This is a genomic window from Nocardia sp. NPDC058640 (assembly GCF_042716995.1).
GTDB lineage: Bacteria > Actinomycetota > Actinomycetes > Mycobacteriales > Mycobacteriaceae > Nocardia.
This window is the reverse complement of sequence record NZ_JBHXRG010000002.1, coordinates 173662-195341: the sequence shown is the minus strand read 5'-3', so window position 1 is coordinate 195341 and position 21680 is coordinate 173662. Positions and strand designations below refer to the sequence as shown.

17 protein-coding genes are annotated in these 21680 nt (G+C 66.0%); 9 read left to right on the top strand and 8 right to left on the bottom strand.

Annotation, left to right across the window (positions count from 1 at the left end):
* The first annotated feature begins 2 nt into the window (after positions 1-2).
* Positions 3-1352 (top strand): SagB family peptide dehydrogenase, encoded by a 1350-nt coding sequence (locus ACFWU5_RS05705; RefSeq protein WP_379241399.1) that lies wholly within the window; start codon positions 3-5, stop codon positions 1350-1352.
* A 95-nt stretch (positions 1353-1447) separates the two neighbouring features.
* Positions 1448-2092 carry a hypothetical protein gene (locus tag ACFWU5_RS05700; RefSeq protein WP_379241398.1) on the top strand — a complete coding sequence of 215 codons (645 nt, stop codon included), beginning with the start codon at positions 1448-1450 and terminating at the stop codon, positions 2090-2092.
* A 58-nt stretch (positions 2093-2150) separates the two neighbouring features.
* On the opposite strand, the gene ACFWU5_RS05695 is transcribed toward ACFWU5_RS05700, so the two are convergent.
* On the bottom strand, positions 2151-2663 hold the full coding sequence (locus tag ACFWU5_RS05695; RefSeq protein ID WP_379266311.1) for a hypothetical protein: 513 nt from the start codon (positions 2661-2663) through the stop codon (positions 2151-2153).
* Between the two features lie 538 nt (positions 2664-3201).
* Between ACFWU5_RS05695 and ACFWU5_RS05690 the strand changes: the two genes are divergently transcribed.
* Positions 3202-4431, top strand: a complete 1230-nt coding sequence (locus tag ACFWU5_RS05690; protein ID WP_379266310.1) for a virulence RhuM family protein — start codon at positions 3202-3204, stop codon at positions 4429-4431.
* A gap of 107 nt (positions 4432-4538) precedes the next feature.
* Positions 4539-4877, top strand: coding sequence for a hypothetical protein (locus tag ACFWU5_RS05685; RefSeq protein WP_379266309.1), 339 nt, complete (start codon positions 4539-4541; stop codon positions 4875-4877).
* Between the two features lie 19 nt (positions 4878-4896).
* On the opposite strand, the gene ACFWU5_RS05680 is transcribed toward ACFWU5_RS05685, so the two are convergent.
* The 5 genes from ACFWU5_RS05680 to ACFWU5_RS05660 are packed head-to-tail and all read right to left on the bottom strand — an operon-like array spanning position 4897 to position 8380.
* On the bottom strand, positions 4897-5253 hold the full coding sequence (locus ACFWU5_RS05680; protein ID WP_379266308.1) for a hypothetical protein: 357 nt from the start codon (positions 5251-5253) through the stop codon (positions 4897-4899).
* Positions 5254-5267: 14 nt separating this feature from the next.
* Positions 5268-6035 carry an ESX secretion-associated protein EspG gene (locus ACFWU5_RS05675; RefSeq protein WP_379266307.1) on the bottom strand — a complete coding sequence of 256 codons (768 nt, stop codon included), beginning with the start codon at positions 6033-6035 and terminating at the stop codon, positions 5268-5270.
* The gene (locus tag ACFWU5_RS05670) at positions 6032-7438 is read right to left on the bottom strand and encodes a hypothetical protein (RefSeq protein ID WP_379266306.1); all 1407 of its coding nucleotides are present in this window, start codon (positions 7436-7438) and stop codon (positions 6032-6034) included. Before ACFWU5_RS05670 ends, ACFWU5_RS05675 begins: the two co-directional genes overlap by 4 nt.
* A complete protein-coding gene (locus ACFWU5_RS05665; RefSeq protein ID WP_379266305.1) occupies positions 7438-7827 on the bottom strand; it encodes a hypothetical protein in 390 nt (129 codons plus the stop codon). The genes ACFWU5_RS05670 and ACFWU5_RS05665 overlap by 1 nt, the downstream gene beginning before the upstream one ends.
* Before the next feature lie 10 nt (positions 7828-7837).
* Entirely contained in the window at positions 7838-8380 is a 543-nt protein-coding gene (locus ACFWU5_RS05660) for a DUF3558 domain-containing protein (protein WP_379266340.1), read from the bottom strand.
* Positions 8381-8622: 242 nt separating this feature from the next.
* On the opposite strand from ACFWU5_RS05660, the gene ACFWU5_RS05655 reads away from it, so the two are divergent.
* From ACFWU5_RS05655 to ACFWU5_RS05635, 5 genes are all read left to right on the top strand, one after another.
* The gene (locus ACFWU5_RS05655; protein ID WP_379266304.1) at positions 8623-8949 is read left to right on the top strand and encodes a type VII secretion target; all 327 of its coding nucleotides are present in this window, start codon (positions 8623-8625) and stop codon (positions 8947-8949) included.
* A gap of 17 nt (positions 8950-8966) precedes the next feature.
* Positions 8967-9683, top strand: a complete 717-nt coding sequence (locus tag ACFWU5_RS05650) for a WXG100 family type VII secretion target (protein WP_379266303.1) — start codon at positions 8967-8969, stop codon at positions 9681-9683.
* Positions 9683-10186: a hypothetical protein gene (locus tag ACFWU5_RS05645; RefSeq protein WP_379266302.1), complete on the top strand. Its 504-nt coding sequence runs from the start codon at positions 9683-9685 to the stop codon at positions 10184-10186. The genes ACFWU5_RS05650 and ACFWU5_RS05645 overlap by 1 nt, the downstream gene beginning before the upstream one ends.
* 41 nt (positions 10187-10227) lie before the next feature.
* Positions 10228-10812: a hypothetical protein gene (locus ACFWU5_RS05640; RefSeq protein ID WP_379266301.1), complete on the top strand. Its 585-nt coding sequence runs from the start codon at positions 10228-10230 to the stop codon at positions 10810-10812.
* 207 nt (positions 10813-11019) lie between these two features.
* Positions 11020-11523 carry a YbaB/EbfC family DNA-binding protein gene (locus ACFWU5_RS05635; RefSeq protein ID WP_379266300.1) on the top strand — a complete coding sequence of 168 codons (504 nt, stop codon included), beginning with the start codon at positions 11020-11022 and terminating at the stop codon, positions 11521-11523.
* A gap of 368 nt (positions 11524-11891) precedes the next feature.
* Here ACFWU5_RS05635 and ACFWU5_RS05630 read toward each other — a convergent pair whose 3' ends face one another.
* Both ACFWU5_RS05630 and ACFWU5_RS05625 read right to left on the bottom strand, forming a co-directional pair.
* Positions 11892-16412 carry an amino acid adenylation domain-containing protein gene (locus tag ACFWU5_RS05630; protein ID WP_379266299.1) on the bottom strand — a complete coding sequence of 1507 codons (4521 nt, stop codon included), beginning with the start codon at positions 16410-16412 and terminating at the stop codon, positions 11892-11894.
* A gap of 28 nt (positions 16413-16440) precedes the next feature.
* On the bottom strand, positions 16441-21678 hold the full coding sequence (locus ACFWU5_RS05625) for an amino acid adenylation domain-containing protein (RefSeq protein ID WP_379241395.1): 5238 nt from the start codon (positions 21676-21678) through the stop codon (positions 16441-16443).
* Positions 21679-21680 lie beyond the last annotated feature (2 nt).

Below are 21680 nucleotides of genomic sequence, written 5' to 3'. Positions count from 1 at the left end.
CCGTGCTCGCCTCCGCTTACCCCGCCCAGACCCGCTTCGCCCTGCGCGCGGGCGTCACCTGCCTCACGACCCCTGCGGGCGCGGTGCTGCTCAATCCGCCGCGCAACGAGAAGCTGACCGGTCTGGGCGCGGGTGCGCTGCAGGCACTGAAAACCCTCAACCAGGGTCCCGCGACCGCCGCCGAAATGGCGACCGCGGCGGCGGGCGACGACATCACCGCCCTGATGCGCAAGCTCACCGACGGCGGCTGGCTGTCGGTCACCGTGCGCGACGGCGGCCGTGACCTCTACAGCATCCGCCCCTTCGCCGACCCCGCCCCGCGCCCCGAAGCGGCGCTGCCCGCGTGGTCGGCGGCATTGTCGAAATTCGCTGTCCTGCACCGCGATAGCCAGGGTTTCGTGCTCGAACACCCGCAGTCCTGGTGCGACCTGCGCATCCACGACCCGCGCCTGCTTGCCCTGCTCGACGGCCCCATGGCCGCCGACTCCCCCGTGCCCGCCGCGGTGAAAACCCAGTTCATGGCGGACCTGCAGTGGTGCGGTTTCCTGGTCGACGGCGAAGAAGAGGAACGCGAGTTCACCACCCGTTCCTGGAACACCCCCGACCTGTGGTTCCACCGCCGCAGCACGCTGGGCGCACGCACCATCACCTGGGACGACTTCGGTCCCACCCGCTGGGCCGAAGGCCAGTTCCCCGAATTGCCTTCGCGTCGTACACCATTCGCCGGCGATCCGATCTCCCTGACCAAGCCCGACCTGGTCTCCCTTCGCCTGTCGGACCCCAGCCTCGCCGCCACCATCGAAGACCGCATCTCCACCCGCGCCTTCGACGACGCCGCCCCCATCACCTCGAACCAGTTGGGCGAGTTGCTGTTCCGCACCGCCCGCACCCGCGAAGACGGCTCCCGCCCCTACCCCTCCGGCGGCGAAGCCTACGAACTGGAGATCTACCCCGTAGTCCGCAACGTCGCAGGCCTGGAAAACGGCATGTACCACTACGATTCAGCCGACCACGCCCTTCGCCCCGTCGCCGCGACCGACTCCCCCGCAGTCCAAAAACTCCTCAAATCCACCTCAGCTACCCTCGCAGGCGGCGCGCAACCCCAAGTCCTGCTGTTGGTTTCGGCCCGCGCGGGCCGGGTGATGTGGAGCTACGAACAGGTCGCCTACGCCAACATCCTCAAACACGTCGGCGTCCTCATGCAGACCGTCTACCTCGCCGCCACCGCCATGAACCTCGGCGTGGTCGCCCAAGGTTTCAGCGACACAAGCGCTTTCGCCGCCGCGACTGGCATCGATGAACTCGAGGAATGCAACGTCGGCAGCATCATCGTGGGCTCGCCTGCCCGCTGACGAACCATCCACCTGCCGACCGACAACCTCCCTCGAGCGACCGATAGTTTCAATCTGAGTTAAATTATCGGTCGCCCGCATGAAACTATCGGTTCATGGCGCATGGATCGCTTCTCGACATCACTTCTCTAACGGAAGATCAGTGGGGCCTGTGCACAAGCAGGGAGTCCGACGTCGTCCGCGACGCGATCCTCTCTCGCGACACCACGTCAGCCGAGATCGCCGTGCGTACTCGGAAACGGATGAGCGGCCGTCTGCTGGCGGCGTTGGTAGCCACGATAATTTTGGCCCCCGCAACGGGATGCAGTTCTTCGTCGGGCGGTGAACAAATCTCCGTTCAGGGTGGTAATCCCGCATTAACGGCGGCTTTCGCTCGACTCCTGGAAGAACGAGGAACGGCCCGATTGGGCGACATCGTCGCGTCGTCCGGTATTCAGATCGGCCAATGGGACCGCATGTACAGCTTCAGCTCCCCCAACACCAGCGACAAGCTCAACCGAGCGCTGGGGACAGACGGAGCGAAATGGTCCGGGTTGCACACCCACTCCGAATCAACGACGCAGGTGTTCGTACACGAGGGCAAGGTTGTTCTTGCCTACGACGACAGGGATCGAGGCCCTATCGTCAAGAGGCTGACCTACGCCACTCCAGACTCCCTCGTGAGCCCGAAGTCGGCAGTAACCAAGGGAATGGGCGGCGACCAAACGATCTGGTACCTGGAGGTACAAGGATTCTCTTGATCGGCCGCGCCACCGCGTTCGACCTGGCCAGGCACGATGTCCGCGTGCCGAGCATGGGTCATTCGACCGGCACCAGCTGACTTCCGACGATGATCAACTCGGTATCCGGCTCGAGGTAGCCGCGTGCCCCGTACCTGATCAGCGGATTCGGCCTGAACCATTCGACGCGCTCGACCGGCTGGCCGCCGGACAGGAACAGCGAATTCGGGTACGACACCTTGTGTGCGAACGGATCCCGGCTCGGAATCCCTTCGATGCACAGGGCTGGATCGTCGAGGCCGGCGGCCGCACGAACCGAGGCCGGCGTCGATGTGTGCTCGAGCGGGATCATTCGATCCCACTCCATCGACCAGCCGACACGCTCGCCGATCTCCCGCATAGTCGTCGGCGCCTGCCCGTTCGCCAGTACCGCCCGCACCTCGTTCTGCAGTGCGACGAAATTGCCCAGCTCCTCCCCGCGTGGATCCACGTCCAGGGTCCCGACCGGGCAATCCGGTTCATTCCGCGCGGCGATGAAACCGCATGACGTGAGCATCAGACACAGCGACACCAAGACAGCGAGTTCCCGCACCACGTCCCCCTCGAACCAGCACTGACAATCGGTGCCCCAGGCTACCTTCGGCACACCGGCTTGCGGGCGCGCACGTCAGCGGGGAGGTCGCGGTGCGGGGTGTTCTCGCGGAAGTCGCTGGCCAGAGCGGAAACTCGCCAGTTGCTACGCGGGCCCGCAGTGTGTAGCGTCACACGAACAAGAACGGCCGCCCGGCGAGCGCCAACTCACCGAACGGCCTGGGTACGAAACAGTCACTAGCTGTTCGCACCGTAGGGCGAAATCCTACATGCAACGGCTCGGCGTCTCTTGATGCCGGGCTTTCGTCGTTCCAGGGGTCTATCCGCACCCTGACGGCGGGCTACCTGTGTCGTGTCCGGGCCCGGCCGCTCCTGTCGGTCGTTACTGGAGAGCCCGACCGAGGGACAGACAACCCTGCCACCCAGCCTCCTGCGAGAACCTTCGTCGTACGCCTCGCACGTACGCACCTGGCCGGTTCGGGAGTGCACACCTTCGCCCAGGTCCGACATCGCCACACGCCGAAACAGGCGTGGGGCCAATGGTGTTGGCCGAGAACGTAAATCGGGGTTCGGTGCGGGGAAGCGGGCAGGGATGGTTACGACACCGGCACCCTTGGGTGCTCCATTCGGTCCAACACAGCGCGGGCGAAGCCCGGTCCTCGACCGCACTTGTCAGCACCGTCCGGTACACATCAAGCAGGAGGAATTCGATGACGAGCTCTGATGATCTGAACGCGCTCCATGCTGCGGCCCCCGCCGGCGTCGGCGACTTCGTCGTCTACAACACCGAGGACGGCCGAGCTGAGGTGCAGCTTCGCACTGTCGACGGCACGGTGTGGCTCACCCAGCGCCAGATGGCCGAGCTCTTCGACAAGGGCGTGCCCACGGTCAATGAGCACATCAAGACGATTTACGCCGACGGCGAATGTGTGATGGGGGCAACTGTTCGGAAATTCCGAATAGTTGCCCGTGAAGGCGATCGCCAGGTCACCCGAGAGGTCGACCACTACAACCTCGACGTGGTCCTCGCGGTCGGCTTCCGCGTGCGGTCACCGCGAGGTGTGCAGTTCCGTCGCTGGGCGACCACCGTTCTGCGGGAGTACCTGATCAAGGGTTTTGCGATGAACGACGCCCGACTGAAGGACCCCCAGGGCCTGGACTACTTCGACGAGCTTCTCGAGCGTATCCGCGAGATCCGTGCGTCGGAGAAGCGGTTTTACGTCAAGGTGCGCGATGTGTTCGCAACGTCGAGCGTCGATTACGACCCGAAATCCAAGCTGGCGCAGACGTTCTTCGCCACGATCCAGAACAAACTGTTGTACGCGGTGTGCGGGCATACAGCGGCCGAGCTCGTCGTGAGTCGCGGCGATGCCAGCCAGCCGAACATGGGACTCACCACGTGGAAAGGCGCGTGTGTGCGCAAGGGTGATGTCAACGTGGCGAAGAACTACCTCAACGAGCGTGAGATCAAGCAGCTCAACCGCTTGACGACAATGTTCCTCGACTACGCCGAAGACCGCGCCGAACGCCGAGAGCAGATCCGGATGAACGACTGGATCACCACGACGGACAAGTTCCTCGACTTCAACGAGCGCAGCGTTCTCCGCAACGCGGGCACCGTCTCTGCCGACGAAGCGACCCGCATCTCGACTGAACGGTACGAAAGGTTCGAGAACGCACGCCGCGAGATCGAAGATCACGCCGTCGGCCTCGCCGAGTTGGAGGAGATCCAGTCCGAGATCCAGCGAAGAAGCCGCTCGTCTGATTGAACCGGCCCGACTGATGCCTCGATTGCCTCGTCGAGCGGCACAGCGGGCTGACGCTGATCACCGTCACCGCCGCCGGGGGGTCGGCCCACGCAGCGGGAGTCCATGCCGTGCGAGTGCTCGAGTCCGCTGGTATCGACGTGGTCCGCACCTACGCGGACCTGGTAACCAGGCAAGATATCGCCGATCGCGCCGAAGTCACTCGGCAAGCAGTCGGGAACTGGGTGCGCGGCCAGCGGTGCGGAACGCAACCCTTCCCCCTGCCGACGAACCTGGCGGCAGGTGGTCTGTGGTTGTGGCGTGATGTGAACCAGTGGCTGGCATCGCGAGGGCTGCGGCACGATGCGACGGACAAGCCGACATTGGAGACTCTCGCCCAGCTGGATATCTGGCTAAGTGGTCGGACATCGCCGAAATCTGCGATTCTCGATCTCCGCAAGCTCGCGTGAGCCTCTGCTCCCGGCGAGCTCAGTTGGGTGATTCGGTGTCGAGTCCGAGTTGGGTGCGGAATTCTTCGATGTCGTCGACCTGGGCTTGGAGTTGAGCTTTGGCTCGGTCGGCCCAGGCGATGGTCAGCATCATGGCTTGTTCGAGGGGGTCGCCGTGGGGGCCCAGGGCGTGTAGGCGGGCTGTCATCGCGGTGGCTGTGCCGAGCAGGTTCAGGCCGCTGACCTCGGCTACCGGTAGGGCCCTTCGCCACAGGTCGGTGATGCGGTCGCCGAACGCGTCGGTGTCGTGGACCAGTTGTTGGAACATGCCCGACATCTCGGCGGCGGCCTCGTCCAGCGTCGAATGTTGCTGGGCGGGAAGGTCTTCGGCGGGCATGGGGCTCCTCGCGGTCAGCGGGTGGGGCGGACTCGGTCGACCATGGCGTTGATCCGGGTTTGCAGGCGGCGCGTGATCTCGTCGGCGGGGCCGGGGATGACGGTGAAGTTCTCGGCGTCGTGGTGTTGCATCAGGTAGCGGCCGTCGTCGGGGTAGTCCAGCCATTGGAAGGCGACGCCGTCGTCGGTGGGGCGGGCGTCGATTTCGAAGCCCGGGTAGACCGTGATCGCGCCGGTGCCGACACGCTGGCGGTTCAGGAAACGCTGGAGCTTTTCGATCGGCGACAGCCGGGTCGGATGACGAGCGTGCACCGCGGTGTTCAGGTCGCTGCGCCTGCCCTCGAAACGCGGTTCGACACCGCCGACGCACCGCGGCAGCAACGCGACGATCTCGGCTGCCAGCGACCCGACAGGGTGACCACTGATCACGATGTCACCGCCACCACGATTGTCCCGCTCGGAAACCTGAAATGCCACAACAGCTTCGGAGTCGATGATGCCAGCGTGAATTCCGACCATTTTCGTCTGGCCCGGCCCGTAGAAACCCAGAACCTCCACCCGCGCTTGCGGTTCCAGCAAAATCTCCAGGCAACGATGCAGGGAATCGTCGTAGACCTGCTGCAGCCTTTGCGCGCTACCCGCACGTCTGCGCGCGAATTCGTCAGCGGTTTCCGGGAATTCGGCACGGTAGCGCAACGGGTAGGGCAACCTGTCGCGGCCGTTGGCCTCGACCGCGATGTTGAAGCCGAGACTGTCGAGCTGCCAACGCATTTGGTGTGTCATGCGCCGATCACACCGCCCGGCGGCAACGTCGGCGGAAGCCGGCCGATGAGCTCGCTTTCGCGATCTTGGATCAAGTAATCGGGGATCTTGTGTTCGCTGTCATCGTCTTTACCGCCACCGCGACCACCGCCGCCACCCATCATCCCCGGCATCCCGGACATGCCTCGACCGCCGGCACCCTTACCAGCGGAAGCCGCGGCGGGAGTCCCTGCCGACGGTGAACCGGGCACGCCACGACCAGCGATCGGGGCGGCCACCGCACCACCACCGGGCGAACCACCGCCCGGCGAACCACCGCCACCTGGCGAACCACCACTGGGCGCACCGCCACCAGGTGAACCGCCACCAGGTGAACCGGCGCCAGGTGAACCGGCGCCGGGCGCGGTCGCCGGGGTCTGCGGTGTCGAGGCAGGCACGGTCGGGTCGGTCGCGGACGTGGGCGTGGTGTCGTCGTCGGCATCATCGGTGCCGTTGCCGGCTGTATTGTCTTGCGGCGTTTGCGATGTTGGGTCTGCGGCTTGCGGCGATGCCGCCTGCGGGGTGCTCGGATCCCCGCCGGGGTTGGCACCGTTGGAACCGCCGCCGGTCGAACCACCACCGGGCCCGCCGCCGTTGTTGCCGCCGCCGGGGATGTTGCCGTCACCCAACGGGTTCTTGGCCACCGCGAGAATCGGCGTTCGTTCGTCAGCGATCACGGCTTGCGGTTTGTATACGCGTTCCAGGATTTCCCGCGCGGCCTGTTCGGCCTCGTCGGCCAGGTGCTGATCGGACTTGAGAAAGTCAGTGCCCGGGATCGCGGCGACCAACGCCTGGTCCCACGAAACCTCTTTCGGCTTGTCGATCGCCATCTTCGCTTGCGCCAACGCGCCCTGCATCAGGTCGATCCCATTGGCGACCATCTGAAATGTCGTCGGCAGCTTCTCCGCCTCGGTGGCATACGCGCGCACTCCGTCGATGGCGGCATTGGCGGTCGTGCCCGACCAGCCTTCGTTGATCGCGGCATCGATCCGGCTGCGGAAGTCGGTCACCGCGTCGGTCATCCCGGTCACCAGCCGCCGCCAACCATCAGCGCCCGCATTGATCGAGCCTTCCGCCACAGGCGGGCAACCACCCTCGCCGTTCAACGCATTCCAGATATCCAGGTGCGACAGACTGCCGATGTCTTGCAATCGTCCGTCCAGAATCGGCTTCGCCCACTCGCCGTCGAATCCGGACTCCAGCCGACTACGTTCGGACTGGATGATCGAACGATCGCCGCCCCATTGATCATTCGCGGTGACACCGAGCTCGCCACGAGCTGCCGCCGCGTCGAAGGAATCGCTGTGACCGTCGTGCACAGCTGCGCCTTCGGCGGCGACGGCAACGATGGCTACCACGGCGATCGCGATCAAAGGTACCGGCATCAGAGGCCCTGTCCGGTCGCGGCGATACCGGCGGCGTTCTGGCCGTCGACGGCCTGGAACTTGCCGATCGCGGCGGCGAAGGTGTCGCGCATGAGTTGCGCGATCTCGATGTGCGAGGCGAGGCGTTTGTCTGCGGAATCGTTCGGGTCACTCGCGCTGCCGGAGACTGCCTTCTCCTCGAACTTCGCCTTCAGGGCCTTGGCGGTGTCGAGGCCGCCCCACCCGTCGAGGTGGGCGAGCTGCTGCGTTTTACCCTTCAGCTTCTCCAGGTCGTGAACATAGGTTTCGCAAGCAGCGCGAAGTGCTTCGCCCAGCCCCTCTTCCATCCGAAAGTCCCCGGCGACCGCCTGCTGCTTCAGGTTCCGCCAGTACGTTGTCTGATCCGTCACGAACTGCCCCCTACTTCGGTAAATGCGGCTCGAGGCCGGCCGCATAATCGGCCGCCATGTCACACGGGTCTCCGACGCGAGGTCCCTCGTTGCTCAACCAGGCTACGTCGACCTCGAACATGCCTTGTGCTGCCTCGAACGCTACGAAGCATCGGTCTGGCGAGCTCTTCTCGCGGAACGTAAGGCCCGAGCGCGCGCCGACCTTGATGTCTTCGAGGTCGACCAGACTAGCTTTGGCGCGGGTGTCGGCCAACGTGTGGCTCGTCGAGTACACCCCGATACTCCGTCGGCCGCTGCCATATCGGTCGTCACTCGGCTCCCAGTTGCACACGCGCCAAGTCGACGGCCCACTCGGCGGGTCAGTCACGACGTCCTTGGTCGCCGGATCCAACCCGGCCCCCCGCAGCACCTCATCCCCCAACTCACTACAAACATTGAACACAACAATCGAATCCAAATCCCGCGCAGCCGGCTGCGCAGCCCCCTTCTCCCCACCCCCCTCGCACCCGCTGACAACAGCAACAACCACGACAGCGCCAACAGCTGCCCGCATCACACCAGCGCTTCGCACAAGACTCCCTGTTCTCCGACGGCCCCACAGTGGCCCTACGACCTTGGACGCACCGCACCCCCGATCGGTTCCCTCCGACCCGTACAAATCTCGATCGGCACCGAGACTACAGGCACCGCAACCGAACCCATCGTGAGTGACATTCGTCACTGCATGGAACGAATCGGGCTCCGTTGCGTCCAACTAGGTGAGTCAGCAGTCAGATCTGAAATGGGGGGTAGTGGATGTCAACAGATGAGCTCGAGGTAGATCCAAGCCAACTCGAGGAGTTCGCTTCGAAACTGCGAACGTTGGCCACGGACCACGAACAGGCAACCCCCTATGCTCAGCAGTGGTTGAACATCGATGAGAGTGCGGGTGGAGCATTCCTCCCGAGCGTCTCCGGCACCGTGCAGCAATTGCTTCAAGACCTGAAAGCAAACTTCGCGACTCTCGGTACGGTCACATCGACCGCAGCGTCCGAGCTCGACAAATCCGCGACTATGTACCGAACCACCGATTACGCGACGGCGGCGGCGTTGGACAAGACTTACGGGGGGTCCGAAAAGTGACTGGATCACCATCGGCAATGCCGATCTCGACCCTTTCTGCACCATCCCCAAATGATCCGATACCAGATCTAGTCGAACTGATTATCAACGGCAATATCGTGTCACCCAGCTATTGGGTGAACTACATCCTGAATGCTACTTTCGGCATCGATATTCTGAAAGACACGACGAACAAATTTGCTGGTGACTGGCAGGCCTTACAAACCGCAGGCGCGGCAGTTGGCAATATGTCCGATTATATACGCGAGTATTCGGCAGCAATTTCGCAGGCTTCACGCACAGTCGATTCGTCCTGGAACGGCAATGCCGCCGAATCTGCCCAGGATTACTTCAAGAACCTGTCGACTGCATTGACGGAAAGCGCGGTCGCATTGAAAGACGTCAGCGCAACAATCGATGAGTATGCACTTTCGTCGTACTATATGGCGCAGTTTATCTGCGGGAAGATCCAGGATATCTACGATTTTGCGATAATCTGGGCTATCAAGGCTGCAGCGTCGGCCGCGATGGCAAGCACAGGAGTAGGTGCAGTCGGATCAGCTTTCACTATGGCGTCTGGAGCCTACGAGGTAGCCCAGATGATCGCATCATGGCAAAAGGTGCTCGGCAAGTTCACCGAGCTGGTCTTCGCAAGCGAGGCGGCCGCAGCGATAATCGTCGGTGGTGCAGCATCTGTCAGTTCTACGTCGATTCCTCAGTTGGCCGGCGCCACGTACGATCATCAGGGGGCATGATGAGCAAGCCTGAACCGATTCTCGATGTAGCGCACGGTGACCCTGCAGTGTCCAAACAGCTCAGCGCGGCGTTGCGTGCGCTCTCGGCAAGCTCACCCGATCCTGCGTTCAAACAGCAGATCGCGGAGGTCCTCGCTGGCCGTCAGGGTGTTCGCGAATTCGCACAGGGCGAGGGTTTCAATCGCATCCTTGATGCAGTGGTGCCGACGGCGATGAAGAAGTTTTCCGAGTTATCGGATGCGGATCGAGCAAGGCTGGCGGCGGACGAAGCCGCCGAACTCGAGCGACTGCGAAATGTGCCATCCCACGATTCGCAGACAGCCGAAGGACGGTTATCCGAAGCAGCTCCGGAATCATCCGGGCCGTCGGGCGCTACATCCGCCACCGATCGAGTAATACCCGGCACCCGCAAGCCAAACCGAGAACAGGTCGTTACACCGGACGACCCGGACGACGATGATCTCTATTTCCAGGATCGACGCGACCGTGGGTGGTTGGTTTGATTGTGCGGCGTGACGAGGTAGTAATAGGTGCAGGCAGGGCCGTGGAGTCGGGAAATGTTGCAGACCACCGTTTTTCACGTTTCACGCTGACCGACGAATTGCCGCCGATATGCATTCAGCACGGCCGCTCTGCTGACAAATGGTCTGATACCGCAATAACCTTCGATGGAACGCAGCAATACACCACCTCGTACGGACTGAAGGAGTCCTACGTCGGCGACGAGGGGTTGCTGACGAAAGGGTTGAACAAGTCCGTATCTCGGATACCCGACGCCGATTCCGTCCTGCATGCGCGGCTACCCATGTGCCGTTGGTGCCGACTTCGTACCAGCCTGTACAGTTTTGCGTTTCTGGCTGGGGTTTTCGCGGCCATTTGCACTGTGATCGGCGCACTTGCCGCGCAACAAGCCGGCCGAATGGACCTAGCCAAGTACTTCGCGATAGCCATCTTTCCGGGTTGGATTCCGACCGGCATGATCGTGCTGGTCACCCTCTTCAACCGCGTCCAGCCAACGTTGAATGCGCGTCGCACTGCCGATCGGCGGGGGCTCGCAGTACGCGCACATCCACACTTCATCGAGCAATTCGCTCTACTGAAGGAGGGGTCGTCACCGACGAATCCGTGAGGGCACTCCACCGGAACGTCGGCGCTATCCGACCGGCCGCCGCACGCTCTTGCTCGGCGTCCGGGCGCGCGTATCGTGGCGGCCGACAAGGTGTTCCAGCGACCCGGATATCGCGAGATTGTGCGAGATCTACCTCACACAGTGCAATCGAAAGCCGGGTCGGCGCGTCCAACCTTGTGAACGTGCTGTCTATCGGATCGAGGCTTCATGAACGACTGGTCGGCCCCCACGCGGGCGGAAAACGACGCGTTGCGCGCGCAGATCGATTCGATGTTGGACACCTTCAACTCCGAGAAGTCCGCCCTGCTCGACGCCCAAGCCCAAGCCTCGGCGCTGGTGAGCGTGTGGTCGCAGGACGGCCTGGTCCGCGCATCGGGCACGATCGCGGGCGTCTCGGAAGTCCACATCGCCGCCGACGCGTTCAAACGCACGACACCCGAATCATTGGGCCGTTCGGTCACCGAAGCCCTCACGGAACTGACCCGCCAAACCACACAGGCCCAAACACAAGCTCTCGCACCACTTTCCGCGTCGATGCCCGACCTATCCGACCTGGTCCCCGGCGCTCCGAGCATGAAGAACCTCATCGCCAGCCTGACCCCGCCCCCGCCGCCGATGCCCGAACCCGTTGTGGAGGCCCCGGAAACTCTCATCGATGATTCCGACGACGAAGAAGGCGACTACTTTCGCAACCGCAGCTACCTGCGATGAGCTCGGTCGACGTCGACCCCGACGGCCTGCGCAACACCCAACCCGGATCTGCGTCGGTCGCGTCCACGATCACCGGTCATCCCCGGCCCACCCGCCGAACTCCAGCACCGCGTGGACAACCACATCGCCACGTTCACCGAACGGCGATAGCTGCCGCGGTTGTGCGTTTGGCAGGGTTTGTCCAGCTCAGCGCAGTGCCCACTGGGTAAGGGGCCGATCGTCGGCACCGACCAGCTCGCCGATGCACGAACGATGACCCACCTGATCGAGGACCTCGTCTGCCCGCCGACGTCGACAACCTGGACGCTCGATCACCAGGCTTTCCTGCAGAATCGCTCTGGGCGGATGTTTACCTGAGAGCCTGGTGATCAACTGTCCAGTGCGTCGGCAAGGGTGGTGATCGCCTTGGTCCAGAGGTCGGCGATGTGGGCGGCGTCGGATTCGGTGAAGAGGGCGGTGCTCCAGCGGAAGTTGGTGGTCAGGGCTGGGCCTTCGGGGGTGGTGCCGATGCCTGCGATGACGTCCAGGGCGTAGCGGAGGGGGAGGTCGGGTTCGGGGTCTAGTGGGAGGGCGTGGTCGTGTGCGCCGACCAGTAGGGACCAGGGGTCGGATTCGTTGCCGCTGAGGTCGATTCGGCCCAGGTAGTTGAATTCGACCTGGGGTTCGGGGGCGGTGCGGAGTTCGAGGGCTCGGGTGACGTAGCGGAGGAGGCCGTAGTCGAGGCCCTGGTTGGGGATTTCGCGTACGTAGGTGGCTACCGCGTCGAGGAGGGTGCGGGCGGACGTCGGATCTGCTTGTGCGCGTGCGACATCCACTGCGTTATCGCCTACACCCAGGCGGACCGGGAAGACGCTGGTGAACCAGCCGAGGGTGTTGGCTGTGTCGGTGCCCAGTTCGGCGTCAGCTCGGCCGTGGCCTTCGAGGGCGATCAAAGCGCCAGCGGTGGGGTCGTTTCCGTTGTCGGTGTGGATCGACGCCATGGTCATCGCGAGGGCGGTGAGGAGGAATTCGCGGATGCCCTCGTCTTTGCCTACGCGGTTGAGGAGGCGTTCGGTGACTGCCACCGGAGTTGCCGCGGTGGTGACGCGCAGGGTCGACCAGGTGTCGGTGGTGGGTTCGGGGTGGCGGGTGCCCAGTGCCGCGTCGGGTTCGCGGACCTGGGTGGCCCAGTAATCGCGCTGTGCAAGGACTTCCGGGGACGAGGCTCGTTGCCACATGGCTTCGGACCACTGCCGGTAGGAGGTGAACTCGGGCAGCATTTTCGGGGTCGTGCCTGCTTGGATCTGCTGCCAGGCGGCGGCCAGGGCATCGAGCATGATATGCCAGGAGACGACGTCGACCGCGAGGTGGTGCACGGTGAGCAGGAGGATGTTACCGGTTTCCGCGGTCGGGAACCACACCGCGCGGACCATATCGCCCGTGCGGGGGTCGATGGCGTCGTTGGCGAAGCGGGCGAATTCGGTGATGGCAGAGTCGAGTTCGCTGCCGGACAGGTTGCGGGGTGCTTCGATCACGAGGTCGGCGGCGTTCACTGCGCCGGGGGCGCGGGTGACCATGCGGGGGCCGTCCGGTGTATCGGTGAGGGTTGCGCGGAGGGTGTCGTGCGCGTCGAGTAGGGCTTGGAGGGTGGATTCGATTGTGGTGCGGTCGATTCCGGCGGGCAGGCGCAGGAGTGCGGATTGAGTGAAACGGCGGTAGTTGCCGTATTCGTACATCCAGGAGACCACCGGTAGCGGCGGGACCGCGCCGTAGGAGTCGGTGCCGGATTGGGCGGCGGCGACAGGGGCATCGTCGACGGCTGCCGCTAGTTCGCGAATAGTGGGGCAGGCCAGCACCATTCGCGGGTTGAGGGCGATGCCTCGACGGCGGGCCTTGTTGACCAGGGAGATCGCGACGATGCTGTCGACGCCCAGTTCGTAGAAGTCGGCGTCGATGCCGGGGGTGCGGCCGTCGAAGAGTTCGGTGAACAGTTCGCTCAGGGCGATCTCGGTGGGGGTTTCGGGGGCGGCGTTGTTGTCGACGGCCGAAAGTGACTGTTCGGCAATCGCGTTCAGCGCGGGGGCGTCGAGCTTGCCGTTGACGTTCACAGGCAGCTGGTCCATGACGATGATGCGCGCGGGAATCATGTACGCGGGCAGTCGTTGTGCCAGGTCCGCGCGCACGCGGCTGACGATCACCGCGCGGCCCGCCTTGCCGACGACGAAGCCGACCAGCGACGCACCACCGGCGCGACGCACCACGGTGACCGCGGCGGTATCGATGTCGGCGGAGCGGCGCAGCGCGGTCTCGATCTCGCCGACCTCGATGCGGTAGCCGCGCACCTTGACCTGGGCGTCGGCGCGGCCGAGGTAGCCGAAACGACCGCCGGGCAGGCGGCGCACGAGGTCGCCGGTGCGGTACATGCGTTGGCCGGGGCGGGCGGGGTCGGCGAGGAATCGGTCGGCGGTGATGGCGGGTTTGCCCAGGTAGCCGCGGGCCAGCTGCACGCCGGACAGGTACAGCTCGCCGACGATGCCCTGCGGGACCGGGCGCAGGCGCGAGTCCAGGACGTAGCCGACCATGCCGCCGTTGGCGGTGCCGATCGTGGGGATCTCCGAGGTGGCGACAGGGGCGACCACGGCTTCGACGGTGGTCTCGGTGGGGCCGTAGCAGTTGTACACAGCGGTGTCGGGCAGGGCGCGCAGTTTCGCCCACAGGGCGGTGTCGATGGCTTCGCCGCCCAGTGCCAGAACCGAGAGTTTGCGGTCGAGCAGGCCCGCGGCCGCCAGTTGGGCGAGCATCGACGGGGTGGTGTCGATCATGTCGATATCGAAATCGGCCATGCCGGAGACGATTCGGTGGGCGTCGCGCATTTCGTCGCCGTCGAACAGGTGCAGGGATTGGCCTGCGAAGAAGCCGACCATGGGCTGCCAGGAGGCGTCGAAGCCCAGGGACCAGGCGTGGGCGATGCGCAGCGGGCGGCCCAGTTCGGCCATGGCGGGGCGGTAGAAGCGTTCGAGGTGGTCGGCGAAGTAGCCGGTCAGGGCGGCGTTGGTGCCGACTACGCCCTTGGGTTCGCCGGTGGAGCCGGAGGTGAAGATGATGTAGGCGGCGTGGTCGAGTTCGCGGCGGACGGCCGGTGCCTGCACGGGGCGGCCGGCGATCCGCGCCGCGACGGCAGGCTCGTCGAGCACCAATGTCTGGACCGACTGCGTGTCGGCTGCGGCATCTGCGATGGTCACGGCGAGCGTCGGGTTCGATTGGCGCAGAATCGATTCGATGCGGGCGGCGGGGAGTGAGATGTCGACTGGGACGTAGGCGGCGCCCGCTGCGAAGGTGGCCAGGATGGCGATGATCGAGCGGGGGCTGCGCGGGAGCATCAGGGCGACAACGGTTTCCGGGCCGACGCCGTGGGTGGCGAATTCGGCGGCCATGCGGCACGCCTCGTCGTGCAAGGCGCGGTAGGTGAAAACTTCTCCGGCGGTGGTGGTCAGGGCGATAGCGTCGGGGGTGGTTGCGGTCTGCTGTTCGAACAGTTCCCAGGGGGTGGCTGTCGGCGCGGGTGCGATATCCGTTGCGGCGCTGGTGAGTTCGGCGTGCTCGGCGGGGGTGAGCAGGTCGATCGCGTCGGTGGTCGCGGTCGTGTCGAGGGTCGGCAGGGTGCGCAGGATGGTGAGCATGCGGGTGCCGAGGTCGGCGGGGTCGAGGTGGCCGAGCAGGGCGGGGATGGCTTCGACCAGGACGAGGAGTTCGCCGTCGCTCAGGTGCGAGACGACCGTGAGCGGGTAGTGGGCGAGGCTTTCCATCTCGATGGGGCGGAAGCGGGCGCCGTCGGGGGCCGTCACCGTTTGGATGGCGTCGTCGATGGGGGCGTTCTCGAACACGAACAGGGTGTCGAAGAGGGCGCCGTGGCCTGCCGCACGCTGCAGGGTCGACAGGCTGAGGTAGCCGATGTCGCGCATGGTGGACGAATCACGTTGCAGGCGTGCGCATTGCGCGACTACCGGCTCGTCGGGGTCGAGTCGGTGCACGACCGGGACGGTGTTGATGAACAGGCCGACCATGCCTTCTACGCCCGCGAGCTTTTCGGGGCGGCCGGAGATGGTGGTGCCGTAGACGACGTCGCGGCGGTCGGTGATCCGGCCGAGCAGCAGGGTCCAGGCGAACTGCACGGCGGTGTTCAGCGTCATGCCGTTGGTGCGTGCCCACTGTTGCAGTTGTTCGGTTTCGTTGGCGGACAAGCGGAGTCGCGTGATCTGCGGAACGCCCGCCGTTCCGGTGCCGTCTGCCAGCACCAGCGGGGCGCTGACCTGCTGCAGGTATTCGGCCCAGCGCTTGGCGGCGGCGTCGTGGTCCTGGGCGCCGAGCCAGCCGATGTAGTCGCGGTAGGGGCGCGGGGCGGGCAGGCCGTCGAGGGTGCCGCCTGCTCGATAGACCGCCAGCAGTTCTTGGAAGAAGACCGCGACTGCCCAGCCGTCCATGAGGATGTGGTGTGCGGTGAGGATCATCCGCTTGCGCGGTTCGGGGGCGTCGGTGACGTTGAGCAGCAGCACACGGAGCGCGGGGCCACGGCTCAGCACGAACGGGACGCGGCGTTCGGATTCGGCGATCGAGTCGAATTCCGTTGCGCGCGCGTCGCGTTCGGTCCACGGGAGTTCGGCGCGCGACGGGATGATCTGTACCGGCTTGGGTACGTCGGTGTCCCAGAACGCGGCGCGCAGGTTCGGGTGGCGGTCGAGCATGGCCTGGGCGCTGCGGCGCAGCAGGGCGGTGTCGAGCGGGCCGTCGATGTCGACCACGAATTGCATGGTGTAGAGGTCGATTTCGGTGCCGGTCAGCCGCGACAGGGAGAACAGCCCCTCTTGCAGCGGGCTCAGCGCGAGTACGTCCTCGATCTGCGGCGCACTCATGCTGGATCCTTTCCTAGTTGCTCGGCCATCACTGTGCGGACCAAGCGGCTGTCAGTGCGGACAAGGCATCGGCTTCCAGGCCCGATGCGCTCATCGGCGCGTGCGAAACCTGTTCGGGCTCTTCGGTTTGCGCCCCGGCGGCCGCGTCGACGGCGGCGGCCAATTCGGTGATGGTGGCGCATTCGAAGATCAGTTGGGGGGTCAGTGCCAGGCCCAGTTCCGCGGCGCGGGCCGACCACTGGATGGAGATGACGCTGTCGCCGCCGATGGCGAAGAAGTTGTCCTCGCCGGTGACGTCTTCGGTGTCGAGCAGTTCCTCGATCAGGGTGATGAGGGTGCGTTCGGTGTCGGAGTCGGCTGACGATTCCGAGGCCGCGACCGGCGGGGCGGCCGGTGCCGGTGGGGCCAGCAGTCGGTCCAGGTCGGCGGCCGGTAGCACGCGCAGGTCGGCGACCGGCAGGTCCGGTGTCTGGGCGAAGGCGCGCAGGGTGGCGGCCAGTGCGTCGGCGATCAGGGCGGCGGTGGCGGGGTCGTAGAGGTCGGCGTTGACGACCACGCGCACGTCCATGCCACCCTCGGCGGTCACGTTCAGGCTCAGGTTCAGATCCAGGAACGACACGTCGAAGTCGGCGGGCAGCACGGTGACGGTGCTGCCGCCCGAGGTGGAGAACGGCACGGTGGTGGGTGCCCAGTCCGCGCCACGGAAGTGGATCATGCTCTGGAACAGCGGGTTTCGTGAGCGCGAGCGGCGCGGGTTCAGGGTTTCGACCAGACGCTCGACCGGCAGGTCCTGATGGGCGTTGGCGTCGAGGACCACGTTGCGGGCGCGAATCACGGTGTCGCGCAAGGTCGGTGCGTTCGACAGGTCGTTGCGCAGCACCACCATGTTGGCGAACAGGCCGATCAGGTTCGTGGTGGCCTGGTCGGTGCGGGCTGCCACCGGGGTGCCAAGGGTGATGTCGTCGCCACCGCCGAGCACGTGCAGCAGCGTTGCGACGGCGGCTTCGCAGACCATGAATTCCGTTGCGCCGCTGCGTATTGCCAGCTGTTCGAGGCCGGAGCGGACCTCGGCGGGCAGGGTGAAGGTGACGACTTCGCCGCGCTTGCCGAGTTCGCGGGGGCGGGCACGGTCGTGGGCGACCGCGATCTCGTCGGGCACGCCGGCCAGGGCGGTGCGCCAGTAGTCGATCTGGGTCTGGGCGAACTCGCTGGGGGCGGAGCGGTCGAACAGTTCCTGCTGCCACAGGGCGTAGTCGGCGAACTGGATGGGCAGGGGCTCCCAGGCGGGGGCGGTGCCCTGTTCGCGGGCGCGGTAGGCGGTTGTCAGGTCGTCCAGTAGCACGCCGAAAGAGGCGTGATCGGCGACGATGTGGTGCACCAGCAGCGAGAGGACATGGGTGTTCGCGTCCAGGACCAGCAGTTCGGCGCGGAGCAGGGGTTCGCCGTCGAGGGTGAAGTGGTAGTCGGCGATCTGGGCCAGCTCGGTGGCGAGGTGGTCGGCGGCGACCTCGCGGATCGGCAGCGGGACCTCGCCGGCGGGGTGCACGACCTGGTACGGCGCGCCCGCGTGTTCGGGGAAGGTGCTGCGCAGGGACTCGTGGCGGGCGACCACGTCGTCCAACGCCGCGCGCAATGCGGCGATGTCGAGGTGGCCGTCGAAACGCATCGCCAGCGGGAGGTTGCCGACGGAACCGGCGCCTTCCATGCGGTATTGGAACCACATCGCGAGCTGGGAGTAGGACAGTGGGAGGCGGTCGCTGCGGGGGCGGCCGCCGATCGCGGGGCGGGTGGATCCGGTGTGCGGGCCTTCCATCGCAGGGCGGGTGGAACCGGCGTGCGGGCCTTCGATCGCAGGGCTGGAGGACCCGGCGTGCGGGGCTTCCGTGGCGAGCGACACCTGGGCAGCCTGCGCGTTGTCGGGGGCTGGTTCTTCGGCGAAATCGTTGTCGACCGCGTCGAGGTCGATGTCGAATTCGGCCAGGAAGCGGGCGACCAGGTTCGCGGCAAGCGCGGCGGGGGTGGGGCTGTCGAAGACGACGCGGACGTCGAGTTCGATGCCGAACTCGGCGCGGACCTGGGCTACCAGGCGGGCGGCGAGCAGGGAGTGGCCGCCGAGTTCGAAGAAGGAGTCCTCGGCGCCGACCTCGTCGAGGCTGAACAGGTTGCCGAACAGGGCGCAGACCTTGCGTTCGGTGGCGGTGGCCGGGGCGCGGTGGATGCGCGCGACGGCGGGGGTCGCGGTCGGCAGGGCGCGCTTGTCGAGTTTGCCGTTGACGGTGAGCGGGATCTCCGCGATCACCGCAAAAGCGCTGGGCACCATGAACTCCGGGAGTCCGCTGGCGGCGAAGGTCTGGATTTGTTCGAGGTCGATGGAGCCCTGCGCGGGGACCACGTACGCGGCCAGCATCGCGCCGATCGCGGGGTCTTCGGTGACCACGACCACGCACTGGGCGACGGCGGGGTGTGCGGCGATCGCGGCCTCGACTTCGCCGAGTTCGATGCGGAAACCACGCACCTTGACCTGCTCGTCGGCGCGGCCGATGAACTCGAGTTCGCCGAAGGTGTTGCGGCGCACCAGGTCTCCGGAGCGGTACATGCGAGCACCGGCCGGCCCTGCGAACGGGTCCGCTACGAACCGCTGGGCGCTCAGGCCGGCGCGGTCGAGGTAGCCGCGGGCGAGCTGGTCGCCGCCCAGGTACAGCTCGCCGACCACGCCGTCGGGCACCAGCTGCAGTGCCTCGTCCAGGACGTAGGTGAACACGTTGCGGTTGGGGATGCCGATCGGCACCACGCCGGTGCCCTGCGGGCCTTCGACCGGCATGTATGTCGAGCAGACCACCGCTTCGGTCGGGCCGTAGTGGTTGCGCAGTTCGGCGTCGAGGGTGTTGGCGAGGCGGTCGGCGACCTCGCCGGGCAGCGCTTCGCCGCCGACGGGAATCTGGCGCAGCGACTGCCATTCGCTGATCTCGGGCAGCAGCAGGAAGGTGCTCAGCATCGACGGCACCATCTGCAGGACCGTCACCTCGCGACGGGAGATCAGGTCGGCGACGTAGCGGATATCGCGGAAAGCGTTGGGCTTGGGGACAATCAGCTGCGCGCCGACGGTGAGCGGGAGGGCGATGTCGGCCAGGGAGGCGTCGAAACTCACCGATGCGGACTGCATCATCCGGTCGGCAGGGGTCATGTCCCAGTCGGCGTTGAAGCAGACGATGTGTTCGGCAATCGCGTTGTGCGGCACCGGAACACCCTTGGGCTTGCCGGTGGAGCCGGAGGTGTAGATGACGTACGCGAGGTTCGACGGGAGCAGGGGGCGCAGGCGTTCGGCGTCGGTGGGCGCTGTGGCGGACTTGCTCGCGGCCGCTTCTTCCGCAGACGCGAATTCGACTGGGCCGAGCAGTAATCGGGGCTTCGCGTCTTCGACGAGGTACTCGATGCGGTCGTCGGGGTAGGCGGGGTCGATCGGCAGGTAGGCGCCGCCCGCCTTCAGCACGGCGAGCAGGGCGACGATGAAGTCCACCGAGGTGCCCAGGCGCAGGCCGACGATGTCTTCGGTGCCGACGCCTTGGTCGATCAGCCAGTGCGCCAAGCGATTTGCGCGGGCGTGCAGGGCCGCGTAGGTGAGTTCGGTGTCGTCGGACAGCAGTGCGAGGGCGTCGGGTGTCGCGGCGGCGGCCTTTTCGAACAGGGCTACGAGGGTTGTCGCGGGCTGGTCGACGAGGACGCCGTGCGAGCGGTCGAGCAGGGCCGCACGGTCGGCGGCGCCGAGCATGTCGAGGTCGCGCAGTCGGCGCCGGGGGGCGCGCAGGGCGCTGTCCAGGAGGCGGCCGAAGTGCTCGAGCAGCTGGTCGACGAGGGGTTGCGACAGCACGTCGGTCTGGTATTCGGCTTCCACCACGGCGGTGCCGTCGTTGTCCAGGACCACCGCGAACGCCAGCGGGACCTGGGCGCTGGCGGCGCCGAGTTCGAGCTGGGTGGAGGTGACGCCGTCGATGGCGAAACCGTCAGCGCTCTTGCGCACCGAGAAGCCGAGGCGGACCAGCTGGTCGAGGCCGTCGCGACCGGCGACGCGGTTCGGGTTCGCTTCGCGCACAACACGATCGATGCCGACGCTGCGACGTTCGAAGGCGCCGGTGCAGGTGTCGCGGACCGCGGTGACGAGGGTGGCGAAACCGTCGTTGTTGCCGATGGCCGCGCGCAGCAGCAGGGTGTTGCCGAAGTAGCCGATGAGCTGTTCGGTGCCCGCGGGGCGGTCCGTGACGGGGATGGAGACGAGGAAGTCCGCGGCGGCGGTGTAGCGGTGGATCAGGGCGTCGAAGCCGGCCAGCAGGACCATGAACGGGGTCGCGGACTGCTCGCGGGCGAACTGTTCGGTGCGGGTGACCAGGTCGGCGGGCAGGCGGTGGGTGCGGCGTTTGGCCTGGCGGCCGGGGGCGGCGGCGGCGGAACCGGGGAGTTCGAGGGGTTCGGGGAGGGGGCGGAGGGCTTCGCGCCAGTAGGCGATGTCGGCGTCGGCGGGCTCGGCGATGGGGGCGATCGCGGCGAACTGGACGGTTTCCGAGGGGGTCGTGCCTGCGGCGTTGGCTTCGTCCGGAGACTGTGCCGCGCGGGCAGCGGTGGCGGCGTTGGCTTCGCCATGAGACTGCGCCGTGAGCGCGGGGGTGCTGAGGCGGTAGGCGGCGTTGAGTTCGGTGAAGAACACTGCCCAGGAGTCGTCGTCCCAGCAGATGTGGTGGATGGTGAACAGCACGATGTGTTCGTCGGCTGCGGTGCGGATCAGGGTGGTGCGCAGCGGGAGCTCGGTGGCCAAGGCGAAGGGGAGGCCGAATTCGCGTTGGGCCAGGACCTCGACGCGGCGGGCGCGGCTGGGTTCGGGGAGGTCGGAGATGTCGTGGTTCGACCACTTGGCCTTGGCGTCGGCGGCGAAGACCTGGAACGGGGTGCCTTCGGCGTCCGCGCCGTAGGTGGTGCGGAGGATGTCGTGGCGGGCGACGACGGTATCGAAGGCGGCGTGCAGGCGGTCGGCGTCGAGGGGGCCGGTGAGGCGGTAGGCGACGCAGATGTTGAGGGCGGTGTCTTGCGCGTCGCGGGTTTGCAGGAACCACATGCGGCGCTGGCCGGGGGTCAGCGGGCGGTGCTCCCCTGCCGGAATACGCGGTACCGCAACGGGTTCGGTGACTGCTGCGGCCATGCCGCGTTCGCGCAGCTTCTGCTGGAGCAGCAGTTTGCGGCGGTCCGCGACGGACAGGGTGGCTTCGGTGTCAGACATGT